At 50.5% G+C, this 13,475-nt stretch carries 13 protein-coding genes and 1 tRNA gene; 10 read left to right on the forward strand and 4 right to left on the reverse strand.

Features of this window, described 5'->3' with window-relative positions; all coding sequences use genetic code 11:
* Positions 1 to 253: 253 nt before the first annotated feature.
* The 6 genes from PsW64_RS23565 to PsW64_RS23590 all read left to right on the forward strand — a co-directional run bounded on the left by PsW64_RS23565 (position 254) and on the right by PsW64_RS23590 (position 3,979).
* The gene (locus PsW64_RS23565; RefSeq protein ID WP_063305202.1) at positions 254 to 643 is read left to right on the forward strand and encodes a hypothetical protein; all 390 of its coding nucleotides are present in this window, start codon (positions 254 to 256) and stop codon (positions 641 to 643) included.
* Positions 644 to 717: 74 nt separating this feature from the next.
* Positions 718 to 1,470: an abortive infection family protein gene (locus PsW64_RS23570; RefSeq protein ID WP_244275187.1), complete on the forward strand. Its 753-nt coding sequence runs from the start codon at positions 718 to 720 to the stop codon at positions 1,468 to 1,470.
* 28 nt (positions 1,471 to 1,498) lie between these two features.
* Positions 1,499 to 2,275 (forward strand): hypothetical protein, encoded by a 777-nt coding sequence (locus PsW64_RS27460; RefSeq protein WP_153042421.1) that lies wholly within the window; start codon positions 1,499 to 1,501, stop codon positions 2,273 to 2,275.
* A 52-nt stretch (positions 2,276 to 2,327) separates the two neighbouring features.
* Positions 2,328 to 3,002: a hypothetical protein gene (locus PsW64_RS23580; protein ID WP_063305205.1), complete on the forward strand. Its 675-nt coding sequence runs from the start codon at positions 2,328 to 2,330 to the stop codon at positions 3,000 to 3,002.
* 33 nt (positions 3,003 to 3,035) lie between these two features.
* On the forward strand, positions 3,036 to 3,491 hold the full coding sequence (locus tag PsW64_RS23585) for a hypothetical protein (RefSeq protein WP_063305206.1): 456 nt from the start codon (positions 3,036 to 3,038) through the stop codon (positions 3,489 to 3,491).
* Positions 3,492 to 3,745: 254 nt separating this feature from the next.
* Positions 3,746 to 3,979: a hypothetical protein gene (locus PsW64_RS23590; RefSeq protein ID WP_153042422.1), complete on the forward strand. Its 234-nt coding sequence runs from the start codon at positions 3,746 to 3,748 to the stop codon at positions 3,977 to 3,979.
* 267 nt (positions 3,980 to 4,246) lie between these two features.
* Here the strand turns inward: PsW64_RS23590 and PsW64_RS23595 are convergent, their stop codons facing one another.
* Together PsW64_RS23595 and PsW64_RS23600 are read right to left on the reverse strand one after the other, a co-directional pair.
* Positions 4,247 to 5,548 (reverse strand): DUF6538 domain-containing protein, encoded by a 1,302-nt coding sequence (locus PsW64_RS23595; protein WP_082831206.1) that lies wholly within the window; start codon positions 5,546 to 5,548, stop codon positions 4,247 to 4,249.
* A gap of 144 nt (positions 5,549 to 5,692) precedes the next feature.
* Positions 5,693 to 5,782 (reverse strand) — tRNA-Ser (locus tag PsW64_RS23600).
* Between the two features lie 210 nt (positions 5,783 to 5,992).
* Here PsW64_RS23600 and PsW64_RS23605 point away from each other — a divergent pair.
* The 4 genes from PsW64_RS23605 to PsW64_RS23620 are packed head-to-tail and all read left to right on the forward strand — an operon-like array spanning position 5,993 to position 9,684.
* Positions 5,993 to 6,700 (forward strand): CerR family C-terminal domain-containing protein, encoded by a 708-nt coding sequence (locus tag PsW64_RS23605; protein WP_063305209.1) that lies wholly within the window; start codon positions 5,993 to 5,995, stop codon positions 6,698 to 6,700.
* Positions 6,693 to 7,643, forward strand: coding sequence for an HlyD family secretion protein (locus tag PsW64_RS23610; protein WP_063290670.1), 951 nt, complete (start codon positions 6,693 to 6,695; stop codon positions 7,641 to 7,643). The genes PsW64_RS23605 and PsW64_RS23610 overlap by 8 nt, the downstream gene beginning before the upstream one ends.
* Positions 7,640 to 8,557, forward strand: coding sequence for an ABC transporter ATP-binding protein (locus tag PsW64_RS23615; RefSeq protein WP_063305210.1), 918 nt, complete (start codon positions 7,640 to 7,642; stop codon positions 8,555 to 8,557). The genes PsW64_RS23610 and PsW64_RS23615 overlap by 4 nt, the downstream gene beginning before the upstream one ends.
* Positions 8,554 to 9,684 (forward strand): ABC transporter permease, encoded by a 1,131-nt coding sequence (locus PsW64_RS23620; RefSeq protein WP_063290668.1) that lies wholly within the window; start codon positions 8,554 to 8,556, stop codon positions 9,682 to 9,684. The genes PsW64_RS23615 and PsW64_RS23620 overlap by 4 nt, the downstream gene beginning before the upstream one ends.
* 52 nt (positions 9,685 to 9,736) lie before the next feature.
* Here the strand turns inward: PsW64_RS23620 and PsW64_RS23625 are convergent, their stop codons facing one another.
* On the reverse strand, positions 9,737 to 12,130 hold the full coding sequence (locus PsW64_RS23625; protein WP_063305211.1) for a PIG-L family deacetylase: 2,394 nt from the start codon (positions 12,128 to 12,130) through the stop codon (positions 9,737 to 9,739).
* Between the two features lie 9 nt (positions 12,131 to 12,139).
* Complete coding sequence (locus PsW64_RS23630) at positions 12,140 to 13,189, reverse strand: ROK family protein (protein WP_063305212.1); 1,050 nt, start codon at positions 13,187 to 13,189, stop codon at positions 12,140 to 12,142.
* Positions 13,190 to 13,475: the final 286 nt, after the last annotated feature.

The following is a 13,475-nucleotide window of genomic DNA, read 5'->3' on the forward strand; positions in this document are numbered from 1 at the left end:
TCGAAGTATTTCTCTTTCTGATTGTCTGCGTGGCTAATAACCCATTGCCGGCATTTGCTGCAGGTGTGAAACCTAAAGGAGGCAACAGATCGACGTGGAAGCTTGGGCCAACACCGGCCATTCGAGTAGTTCAATCAAGGATTGATATGAGATTTGATTGGCGGACAAAGGAAGCCATTAATTTTCCTAGCCGTTACATATAATTGAATCTATTTTATAGGGGAATAGAAATCAGTCCCAAAAGGAGATTGAATTGCCAAAACTAAAGGTGGTGAAGGCGCTACGCAATGATGTTGGGCGATTGATTGTGCGGGTTAACATAGATCACAGGGACCACGCAAAACGTTACGATGTGATTGAGATTGAATGCCAAGACACTAGCAAGCGAATACTGGCTTTAGCACTTGGCCAGGACTGCAAGACATCGATTTCCATGCCTTATGACGTGAGAAATGAAATGGGCGTGGCAAAAAATGAAGTGTACGATTTTACGATCAAGAAAATTGGTATCATCGGCGCTTTGTGTTGGTGGTTGAAATCCCGGGACCCAGCTGTGCGTCTACCGGCATGGATAGCCGTTGGATCGCTTGCATTGGGGATTTTATCTTTAGGACTAGCTATTTTGGCATCTGCCAAAGGCTAGGCCCAACAAAGAAGTTTAGGTGTGAGTTGGGAAGTTGAACTGCGATATTGTTTTGGCGAAAAGGATCAATAAAATTGCATAATGAAATTCCAACTTTACCGATTGAGCAAGCGATGATGCTTCAAAGCATGCTTACCTCACGTGCCACCGGTGATTTAAAAGACTACCCTGAGTATATGCATCTTCGTAGTAGGTTTATGGCTGACCCCTTTCTTTGCAACCTGCTCCCATCGTTCGTAAGAAGTTGCCCGACACTACCCGCCTTTTGGTCTTATATCCAAGGCAAAGCAGAAAAATATGCGGAACGACGTAAGATTATTAATGAGGGCTTTATCCCCCTCATGGAGTTTCTTGAAGGGCGGAATATCGCCCCTAGCGACAAGCTGGCATCTGAAACTTTGGAGACGTTCGACGTAGAGGGCGTTCACTCTGTTTGGAGCAAAGCCATTGCACGTCGAAATTCCGATCCTGAAGGTGCAATCACAGTAGCGCGCACTCTACTTGAAACCGTCACAAAGCGTATCCTCGACGAGTGTGACGAAACATATTCAGACAGAGATGACTTGCCGAAGCTATATGCCAAGGTTGCTAAGACACTGAACCTTGGACCGAGCCAGCATTCAGAAGAACCAATCAAGACCATAATGGGAAGTGCAATGAATCTCGTTAGTGGGATTGGCACATTGCGCAACCGACTGTCTGATTCCCATGGTCGCGGAGGCAAGTGGCCTGATAAGCCATCACCACGTCATGCCAGCCTTGCGGTCAATACAGCAGGAGCGATTGCTACTTTCCTCGTCGAGACCTACCAAGAGATATTGCGATAGCCATAATTTGAATAGGACCTATGTTATCATGAATTTAGACGAAGCTATTTCCAAAACAATATCCGCAATTAAAAATAATGGAGCCAGACATTATGGATATGATGTCCATCCCTCTTCAGTCTGTTACCACGCAGCTGACAGAGAAGCTTCAAATGATCACAACAAAAAAAATAGGCTGGAAAGAGAATGGTATCCGCTTTTTCAAGAAGCCGCATGGGAGCTAACAAAGCGCGGTTGGCTACGACCAGGAGTAAGTCACCATGGCGCACAAGCGGTTGCTGATGGCGGCTACTCGCTTACCTCATATGGTTCTGAACAGCTAAGCTCACTTGATGAAAACGAGATAGTTTTACTTCAACCCGGGTCACTTTCAGCAGCACTCAAAAGCTATAACAAGACTTTTGGGGATGGGTTTTATCAAAGATCACAAGAAGCAATCAAATGTAGGAATGCGCAAGCTTGGTTCGCTTGTTGCGCCATGGCTGGCGCAGCAGCAGAGTCAGTACTTCTTGCGGTAGCAATTGCAAAAACAAGTGATGAAGAAAAAATCATTAAGCAGTACCGCGGTTCTAATGGTCGAAGAGCTATTTTAAATCTGGTAACAGGGAACACCAAACAACATATCCGTAAAAATATGGAAGCGTTTTCAGGGATCATTGCCATTTGGCGAGATGAGGCCGCTCATGGCCTTGTCAGTGCCATCAGTGTTGCTAATGCCGATGAGGCAATGAGAAGCCTATTGCATATGTGCCAGTTTGTAGAGAAAGAGTGGGGTGCATTGACATCGCAAGAACTGTCCAACTAAGGAGCATCAATCGAGCACCCCCGAAGAGAGCGACATTTTTGAGGCTATTAATTTGACGACAAATAACAATACGTTACCTATACTCACTACTAATGCTGACTTCATCTTAACGTTTTTAAGAGCCGTTAATCGAGGAACGAAACAATCAAAAATTAAGGAGAAAAACCCAGATATCGATGTCGATCATGTCTATAAGACGCTGACAGAATTGGGGCTAATTGAACATATTGCAATTGCTTCAATTCGCGGATCGAAAGGCAGCGTATATTTTCTAACGGACAAAGGCCAGAAATGGTTACACACATACGGTTATTGGGAGCATTGGAGGTACAAGCTGTCCAAATGGCAAGTACTAGGAGGTGTGATCTTAGCTATTACAGTAAACTTTATTACCAACTGGATCTGGCCCTTTATATCACCTGACCGCGCATCACAATCAATTGACGAACAAGTAAAAACAGAAATGCAAGTAAAAAACTCTTCAACTACTCAAGATACGGGGGGCAAAAAAATTCTAGAAGAAGACCCTGCTGAGTTGGCGAGCATTCAAGAAGTTACAAGTGTTCCTGAAGCATTCTTTTCAGGTTTATCAGACGGTATGGAGTTCTTTGGCTTTGCCTTGCCATTTATTGTGACAGCAATCTTAGTTTGGATTCTAGCGATAGAATTTGGTCCGGTTCGCATCATCAAACTTAGAGCGAAATTGAAAGATAGCGCTAAAAAATAATGATTAATTAGCAGTCCAAATAAGGAGCATTGAATGCATAAGATACTGTGTTTCATAGGAATATTGGTTTTAATATCCACGCTCCAACTCTACCCTGCAAGAGCTTCAAATTACAAGCTTCTAGCACTGAAAGGGGAAGCCCAATGGGAATGTTCATCCTTGTCGAGGATCTTTGATAATGGCAACCAAGACAGCTTTTTCTTTTCAGGATTAAGTAAATTGCAAAAGGCATACCAAGCAGCAGTTACTGATAAAATAACCGAGCAAGACAGAGATCACTTTTCATGGATATTGAAGAACCATGACTACGGTGTTTCCATTGATTTTATTTTAGGTGGCGCATTCGTGAGGGTACGGAAGTCAATTGAAGAAGACTTACCTCGACGAGATGCGACTACTCAGAGTATTGAAGACTGGCGGATTTTGAGAAGACTGGCAGCTCAGGAAGAATACGAAAAGAGAAACTGCGATTTACTTAAGCCCAACTAAGGAGCGCAGAGCATGTTGAATGAATATCAACGGCAATTTGTTGCGTGCCTAACTGACTTCGAAGTTGAGTACCTTGTTATTGGAGGTATGGCGCTAAAGCACCATATAGAGAGAGACCTACTCGTGATCTGGATCTATGGGCACCACTAGATGGCGGCAATCGATCCAAGCTTGCAAGTGCATTAAAACAATGGGGCAAACGTTACCCGCTTCATGGACACGTTGGGATCGAAGTGTACCACTTAGAGGCAAATTTGCAGATCCATTATCCCGAAGATGAAGTTTATTTTTTTGACAGCCAGAACGAACCTTTATCAATATTACTTGACGATGGCATCGACATTCTGACGAGCGTCCATGCTGACTTAATCTTCGCAGATGCAATCAGTCGCGCCTCGAAGTGGGTGCACAACAACCTCACAATGCAGATCGCCTCATTGAAAGATGCAAAGCGTCTTAAGAGAGCCGGAGGAAATCAATCCAGCTAAGAAGGCCTGCTTTCTATTTCCGTTAAGAGCATAGTAAGACCAATCAGCAATTGAGAATGTTCTATGATATGGTGATCGCAAATATGCGTCTCAGTGTCCGCTATTGGTCAACTGGGAACTTCCCGATCATTGAGCCAATGTGGAATGCCCGTTTAAACCCACCTAGAAGTGCTTCAATGTCCGGTTATGTGCCAATTGTCTACACATGCCAGGATCTAAAGTCAGTTTTTCGCTGCCTACCGACCACATAATACTCTCACGACTAACTCAAACAAACGCAAACCGGCTGATAGCCTCACGCTTTAGTTCCAGGCTGCCGCCCTCTCCGTATTTCGGCCTGTTATAGGCATGCCCCATCAGTTCCACCCGAAGCCTGTGATCAACGCCCGCTTCCAGCATGCTCTCCTCGAAAGAGTGGCGCAGTGAGTACGGAGTATGGCGTTCTGTTTCTTTCAGTTTGCGCTCAACCATTACCTTGTTGATCAAGGCACCCCAGCGGTCTGCCTTCAGGTAGTAAGCCTGAACCCCGCCCATTGTGACGATCCGCTTAGCTGCATCAAGCGAAACCCCAACAAGCGGGACTTCGCGCTCTGACCACTTCGTCTTCAGCTTACGCTTGATAGCCCCGTCGCTGTACTCCTCAACGCAGATGTGTGGCACGTCATGCTCAAGAACAAAATGCTCCAACTTCGCGCCCAACAGCTCTGAAGGACGAAGGCCGGTGTTGATCAGGGTATTGAACACCAACACAGCCTCCTCATTTGTTGCACCAAAGGCATCTGGAGCCAGCAGAACGGTCTTAATCCAATCACGTGAGAACGACGGCCTATGATCCTGCAAATCATTTTGTGCAAGTCTGAGCTGAAGAAACGGGTTGGCCAACTGCTCTTGCTTCAGATCTCGCCAGGTCGAAAAGATTTTGGAGAGGTGCGTGAAATCCTTGTTCGCCGTGCTGGGCTTTTTACCCTCATCGACAACACGGTCCATCCACCACTCACGAAGCTTCAGCCCATCATCACGAGTTAGCCCATGGACGTTTTTGTCACCCACAACGGTGATCAGGTTATTGATGGCTTTTTGTCTGGGGTTCTTCCATTTGCGGATTTGGTCGTCACTCTTTCCCAGGAGCAGATCCGGAGTGAGTTCCAGATACTCCTCATAGAGCCTGGACACCTTCAGGATCGGCTTATCCGCACCGCCTAACAATCCATCAGCAACAACAGAAACTGTTTTGGATTGCTCACCCTCAGGGATCACCTCAATACGATTGAGCAGGCCACCTAAAGGCTCTGCAACAACCTCCTCCAATGACAGGTAGGTATATCCCTGCACCTCTGCAAAATTGACTGCAGCCTCATAGTGAGCCTTTGCCCCCTCATGATCTTCTGCGAGCAAAGCCTCCCAGTACGCGACAAGCCTCTCCTCAATAATGAGAGACTTCCTTAGCGCCACATCAGGGCTTTCGGTTTTAAGGGAGAGCTGGATGCGTGAACGCGGATCGACAGACGCATATCTTTTAGGAACACGCTTCACAAAATAGTACATTCCACGACTGATCGTATGAGCCATATTCTACCCATCCTACATGCAGTGTTATGTAATTTGTTATGTAGAATGTTATGTAGCTCAGTCCGCCAGTGTCAAATCACTTTGCGCAACACGCTTTAACCTATTGACTAAGCGTATCTATTCGTATTTTCAAAAAAGGGAAGATGGCGGACACGGAGGGATTCGAACCCTCGAGACCCTTCCGGGCCTACTCCCTTAGCAGGGGAGCGCCTTCGACCACTCGGCCACGTGTCCATGAGCGGGTAGATACCACGAACCACCTGAAATTCAAGAGCAAGTAGCAACTGTAGCTGTGGAAATAGAAAATACCCTGTGTAGAAACTACAAAAGTCCCAATCTCACCCCCAATTTCCCATCAATACGAATTTCTGGATGCGCACTTTACAAAATTCTGAAACAGGCGTAGGTTTTCAATCAAACGATTGATTGAAAATAGGTGCCATCATGACAAACTCCCCCACCCCAAATGAACTGCGTGAAATTCTGGCATCTGACACCCCATCGGCCAAAACAAAACGCGACCTTATTGAATCTGCGCTCTACCACTTCGGTCATGAGGGATATGCCGGCACGTCCACGCGCTCTATCGCGCAAACAGCGAAGGCCAACATTGCTTCCATTGCCTATCACTTCGATGGCAAGGCCGGGTTGAAGCGGGCATGCATCAACTTCATTGCCATGTCGATTGGCGATGTGATGTCCGTTGTGCTGAACCGAAAGCTCTCTGACATCGAGCATCTGTCGCCTGAAGACGCACGCACTAAGATTCTGGAGATGATCGACCGCATGATCACCTTCACCCAAACAAACAAGCGCGCTGAACTGGTGATTGGTTTTATGCTCAAGGAGGTGTTGCACTCACCAGAGGAAGTGGACACACTGTACCACTTGATCTTTGAGCCGCTGATGGACCGTGTCACCGTGCTCTTCAGCCGCGCAACTGGCCAGCCTGTCGCCTCTGATGAACTGAAGCTCGCAATCTTCGCCATGATCGGCCAGTTGCTTTACATCCGTCTGGCCCGTCCGCTGGTGCTCAAGCGCATGGGCTGGCAAGACGTCGGCCCGGATGAGCTGGCACAGATCAAATCTATCCTCCATCGCTCAATCAACGCCCTGTTGGATGATCTGTCGAAAGGCTCGAGTCATGCTTAATGTCTGCGCCCTTCCTGTTGTGGCAAGCTGGCTTGCCTTTTGCGCGCCGGAACCAAACCTGACAGCTGGTTATGTTGAAGGCGAGTACCTCAAGCTAGCGCCAGTGGAGCTCTCCGAAATTACTGATGTACAGGTAGAAGAAGGAGAACGGGTCAAGAAAGGCCAGCTCATTGCCATATTGGAATCCTCCGATGCTAACATGAAGCTGGCTGAAGCCAAGGCTCAACTGCAACAGACACTCGCCTCACTCAATGACCTTAAGCTTGGCAAGCGCCCTGAGGAGATCGACGTTTTAAACGCCACCTTGCGCTCAGCACAGGCACAGGCCAAACATTCGCAAAACGTCTACGACAGATATCAGGGTCTACTCGGGCGTAAAGTCATCTCTCAGGCACAGTTTGATGAAGCAGAGACCGCCCTGCTCGTTGCACAAGCCCGAATAACAGAGCTGCAAGCCCAGCTCTCCGTTGCCAAACTGCCAGCACGTGAAGATCAGATCGCTGCCGCCGAGAGCCAATATGAGATGGCAAAGGCGAAAGTTGATCTGGCCGAGTGGTTGCTGGAGAAGCGAAAGATCTATGCACCTGAAGATGCCAAGGTCACAGACGTGTTCCTACACTCTGGTGAAATGGCAGGCCCAACAGCGCCAGTTGCCAGCCTGTTGCCCGTCAATTCCATCAAGCTTCATTTCTTCGTGCCCGAAGAGCAATACACCCAGCTGGAAGTTGGTACCCGGTTCAACGCCAGATGCTCCGGCTGCGCCACCCTGCAAGCCTTGCAGATCACCCACATTGCAGAAGGCCCGGAATTCACCCCACCAGTCATCTACTCCTTAGAGACACGCGAGAAGCTGGTTTATGAGGTGCAGGCAAAGCCAATCACGAAGCATTCTCCGTTGAGACCCGGTCAGATTTTTGACGTTGATCTGGACAGCTTGCAATGAACGCAATTGAAGTCAAAGGCCTGACCAAACGCTTTGGCGACAAGCTGGTCGTCAACAATGTCTCGCTCAAAGTCAAACCGGGTGAGATTGTCGGCTTCCTTGGTCCCAATGGCTCAGGCAAAACCACCAGCATCCGGATGATGTGTGGGCTCCTGAAGCCAGACGAAGGCAACGGACAGGTGCTTGGGTATGATCTGATCAAGGATCGTCTGCTGATCAAAAGCCAGGTCGGCTACATGACGCAGAAATTCTCGTTCTACGAAGACCTCACCATAGAAGAGAACCTGAGCTTCGTCGCACGGCTTTACAACCTCAAACCAGTGAAGCAGCACACCACCGCAACACTGGAAAAGCTCGGCCTGCTTTCCCGCCGCAACCAGTTAGCAGGCGAACTGTCAGGTGGTTGGAAACAGCGCCTCGCTCTGGCAGCCTGCACCATGCACAAACCGAAACTCCTGCTGTTGGATGAACCCACCGCAGGTGTAGACCCAAAGGCCCGTCGCGATTTTTGGGAGGAGATCCACCGCCTTGCAGCTGACGGCATGACCGTTCTTGTCTCCACCCACTACATGGATGAGGCCGAGCGCTGTCATCGCATCACTTACATCTCATATGGCGAACTTTTAGCCGACGGCTCCCTGCATGATGTCATCGCAGATGCAGGACTGTACACATACACACTCACCGGCCCCAACCTTGAACGCTTCATTCCTCAGCTTCAGGAAAACAAAGGCGTGCAGCAGGTCGCACCGTTCGGCAACTCATTGCACGTGACAGGAACAGACCTTCAGGCATTGAAACGCGCGCTCAAACCACTGGAGCAACACGAAGACATCCAGATAGAACAATCAGAAACCAATCTGGAGGATGTCTTCATCAAGTTCATGAGTGACAGCACGGACAATATGCAATGAGCAGAGTATTCTCCCTTCAGCGGCTCTTTGCCATGCTCATCAAAGAGTTCATCCAGATGCGCCGCGACCGTATCACCTTCGCCATGATGCTCGGTATTCCCCTGCTTCAGCTCGTGCTGTTTGGCTACGCCATCAACAATGACCCGCGCGGTCTCCCCACGGCTCTGGTTGCCATGGCAAATGACCCATACTCACGCGCAGCCGTCACAGCCCTCGAGAACTCTCAGTACTTCAAGTTCACTGATGTGAATGTCTCACCGTCAGAAGCCCGCAGCCTGCTCCGGCGTGGTAAAGTCACGTTTGTGGTGACGTTCCCAAGCAACTTCGCCAAGCAGGCAGAAGCGGGAACACCCAACGCGCTGATTGAAGCAGACGCCACAGACCCGGCAGCGTCCGGCGCTGCGGTCGCCTCTGCTCCGGCAATCATCGAAAAAGCCGTTGCATCCATCAAACAAAAGAACCCAAGTCTGAAGCAGGATCTTTTGAAATCCAGCACCATCATTCATCGCAAATACAATCCGGAAGGCATCACCCAGTACAACATCGTCCCCGGCCTGCTGGGCGTCATTCTTCAGCTGACACTGGTGATGATGACAAGCATCGCGCTGACGCGAGAAACAGAACGCGGCACCATGGAAAACCTTCTGGCCATGCCCGCGTCTCCTTTTGAGATCATGTGCGGCAAAGTCCTGCCCTATCTGGGCGTGGGGGCGGTTCAGGTCGCCGTAGTGTTGAGCGCAGGCCGCCTGCTCTTCAACATCCCGTTTGAAGGCGGGCTGCTGCTGCTCATCGGTGCCATACTGGTTTTTGTGCTGACATTGGTTCTGCTGGGTTACTTCATTTCAACAGTCGCCCGCACGCAAATGCAGGCCATGCAGATGACGTTCTTCTTCTTCCTGCCATCCCTACTGCTCTCCGGCTTCATGTTCCCCTACGCGGGCATGCCGGAATGGGCGCAAATGCTGGGCGAGATCTTCCCGCTCACTCATTTCCTGCGCGTTGTTCGCGCGATCTTGCTGAAAGGTGCGGAATGGAGCGAGGTATCTGCAAGCGTTTACACCCTCTTCCTGTTCGTCGGCCTGCTCCTGATGCTGGCCTTGAAGAGGTTCAAGCGGACACTGGACTAACAACTGCCCACAAGAAAAGAGGCGCTGTTTTGCAGCGCCTCAATCAGATCAACTAGCTGGCCTCAAAAGCCTCAGTGCTTTGAGAGGCGCTGGCTTCTTCAACCCCACTCGAGACCAGATTGGCCATCAGGCGGAAAGCCCCCGGCACCAGTTTTTCCATCTGGTGATGCAGGATAAGCGAGGTGTGGATGTGTTGCCCCTGCCCAAAGTCACCTGCAAGCAAAATGCCTTGGTGAGGTGCTTCATCAGGGTCCGCCATCTCCAGCAGCGGTTCATAGGCAACATCCCAGCTCTTCGCAAAATAGAGCCCGCGCTCCTTGTGCCAGTTCGCCCAATCGCTCTTGCCAATTTCGTTAGGCTGGTTGAGCAAAACATGCTGCGGGTTCAGATAGTGCACCTCGGCATTTTCATCCGTCACCCGCCAACGCAGGCTCGGTGATCCAATTTCAAGCGGCTGAAGCGGAAGCTTTTCTGCATCCCAGCGATCCCATGGACGGTGATAGAGTGTAATCAGGCGCCCGCCTGCTTTCACCCACGCATGAATATCCTCAATCATATCATGCAGGTCTTGTCGGCTACGGAAAGCAAAGATGCCGATGACAAGGCAATCCAGCCCTTGCAGCCGCTTGGCACTCAACTCACCAACAGGCAAATCAACCAGTTCAACGCCAATGTCACCAAGCCATTTGGCAACACGGTCATTACCGCTCCCGACATAACCAACACGCTTTGCATCAAGACGCGCCTCGACAACACAGACCCGAACCGTCGCCGGAGTAACCCGAACACGCTGGCTCACATGCGGATAAGACACAACATGAACGGTGTAAGCCTGCTCACCCCCCTGCAGGATCGGCAATTCATAAAGCCCACCAACAACATCATCCGGCAGAGCAATCTGGAAAACACCATCATCAAACTGTGCCGTCCATCCTTCTGGCACATCAAGGCTCAAGCCCTCGGCATTCCCACCCACCGGAATGCTCAAGGACCGTTTTTCCAGCGTGTTGTTGAGTACGAAGCCCGTGTCATCCAATGTAACCACATGAGAAGGAAGCACAATTGGCTCCACCTCAAACGGCAGCCGCGTTTCAACCGCCACACCATGAGAAGTAAACTGAAGCTTTGCACAGGGCGCTTGAACCGCATCTGGACGGTAAACTGCAGGGTATGGATCACTGGTGTCAGCCTCACCCCCAACTTGGACGCGGCCGTCTTGCTGCACCCAGCCCTTCGGCAAATCCAGCTCAAAGCTCACGGCTTCACGATTGCATTCAAACGCAACCTCAGCGCTCTCACCACGCTTCAACTGGTCTTGAGACAACCGCACAGAGGCAACAATGCCCTCTGCCAGCTCAAGCACCTTCGCAAGCTGCAGCTCCTTGCGCTCCAAACGGTGCAGAACTTCATCACGGACTGTCTCAGGGCAATCATCCATCGCTTTGCGCAACAATTTCAGAGCCTGCGCTGCAGCCGCCCCAATCATCGCACGGTTCGGGAAGGCCTCAATCGCATCCAGGCAATGATCATGCGCCTTGTCCAGCAATGCTGAAAGTGCTGGCGCTCCTGCAAACGCAGCAAGCTCGGAAAGGTCTTTCGGAAGATTATCAGATAAAGACAGCTCGTCTGTTCCAACCGTGCTTTCCGCCAGATGCAGCGGCCAGACATTGCTTTTGTCGTAAGCCTGCCAGCGCCCCATACCTTGTGTTTTATGGAATGCACGAGACTGTTCCCCAATCTGCGCCCAGCTCCAGCCGGTGACTTCCTCTTCACCGTTGCCATCAAACTCCAGCGTCGCAGGTGGTGGTGGAACCTCATCATCATACGCCCCGCCCGCACCAGACCATGCTGGCAGGTAGAGCTTCTTGACGGTCCAGCACGGCAGATCAACATCAGGAAACTCAGGATCAGCCGCCGCTTTCATCACCTCAAACGCAGCCTGCGTCATGGCGCGGTGGTGACCATGCTGGCCGGGAATATTCAAAAAAGTCGGGCTGATGATGTCTGGCCGCTCTTGCCGGATGATTTCAACAAACCGCTTCAGCGTGCGTTGATGCCCCCACTTGCTAAGTGTCTCAACACCGCTCTTTGAAAACCCGAAGTCAAAAACACTGTCCTCAGCATTTTCCGAGAGCCAGTACATGCGCATGTTCAACACATCACAGGCTTTTTCCATTTCAGCGGAGCGCAATACACCAAGGTTCTCGGTCGCCTCGGTGCCAATATCATTCTGCCCGCCCTCGCCGCGATTGGCGCAGGCATAAGACAAGGCAATGCCATCGCGAAGACCAATCGCTGCCAGCATCTCAGAAATCTCATCATCCGGATGAGCTCCCGTATTCATAAAGGAAACCGTTGACTTGAGTGGCTGCAGCGCCCGCCAAAGGTTCACCATCCGCACACTTTGTTTGTGCTCGGCAATACGTTCTTGTTCTGAAAGTGGCATCGTGTCCCCTCAGGCTACCTTCGAAATACTTGGAATATAGGTGTCGTGTATAATCAGCGCTGCCGCTCCAAGAGCCGCAGTCATCCAACCAGACGCTCCACGCACCACACGCGGCAAAGTCCGGTCAGCGCGAACGGAAACCGTCGCATCAATCAGGTTCAGTTTAGCAATCAACCGTTCCAGCAACTCCGGCGGCATGGCACCACCCAGAATAACGGCCTCCGGATCAAAAAGGTTCTCAAGTGTCCCGATCGCCTGCGCCAATGGGTCAGCCGCTTCACAGATCCACTCATCCAGATCAGGATCATTCACGGCCAGCAGATCAGAAAGGTCCTTCTGGCTCTCAGCAGACTTGCCGCGCTGTTGCAAAAACTCACTGGCCGCCATACGGCTGGTATAGGTTTCAAGGCATCCGCGATTGCCACAGGAGCAAAGTCGCCCGCCCCGCTCCACAACAACGTGCCCCAGCTCACCTGCGTTGCCAAACGCACCGCGCAGGATCTCACCATTGGAGATCACCCCAAGCCCCAGACCAGTACCAAAATAAACAAAACAGAAGGACTGCAGATCCGTAGCAGAGCCAGTTGTCTGCTCTGCAATCGCCGCCGCCGTCGCATCATTTTCCACGCGCACAGGCACCTGAAGCGCATCTTCAAACAGCATCTGCGGGTCTTTATCGTCCCAGCCAACCAGCTCGGCCTTCCCTGCTCCTGTCAATCCCACACGGCCAAACGGACCTGGCATAACGATTCCCGCACCCAAAACAGGTGGTGCGTTCTTGCCAATGGATGAAAGAGCCTCATCGCAGGCCGTTTTAACGGCTGGCAAAACCACAGCGGGCGCACTGCTCTCGATATGTATGCGCTTGGTGTAAAGCGTATCGCCAAGAAAATTCACCAGCGCGCATAAGATCGCGTTGGGGCGAACTTCCACCCCCAGCGCAACAGCACCCGCCGGATTTAAAGTGTATTGCACCGCAGGCAAACCACGCCCTTTTGTTTGCCGCTCACCCGCAAGAATCAGAGCTTCGCTCTCCAATTCAGCTATAATGTTACTCATTGCCTGTGTGGACAAACCGGTCAGGCGCGCAAGTTCTGCTCGCCCCAGTTTGCCATGAGAACGTAAGTGCCCGAGAACGACTTTCCTATTGTGAAGTCGAGTTCTTTCGGCGTTGGAGCCAATGATTTTAAGTGGTGTTTTTCGATGCATATCTATCCATTAAATCAAAACACTTGAATACTCAACTCAATTGAATTAAATCTGTTCAGCATTGTGAAATATTAAGAGAAGAACATTTCTTTTCGCAATTTATCAAAAGAAGCCGGGGCGAGGAATAGAGGGCAGC

It is taken from the genome of Pseudovibrio sp. W64 (genome assembly GCF_001623145.1).
GTDB lineage: Bacteria > Pseudomonadota > Alphaproteobacteria > Rhizobiales > Stappiaceae > Pseudovibrio.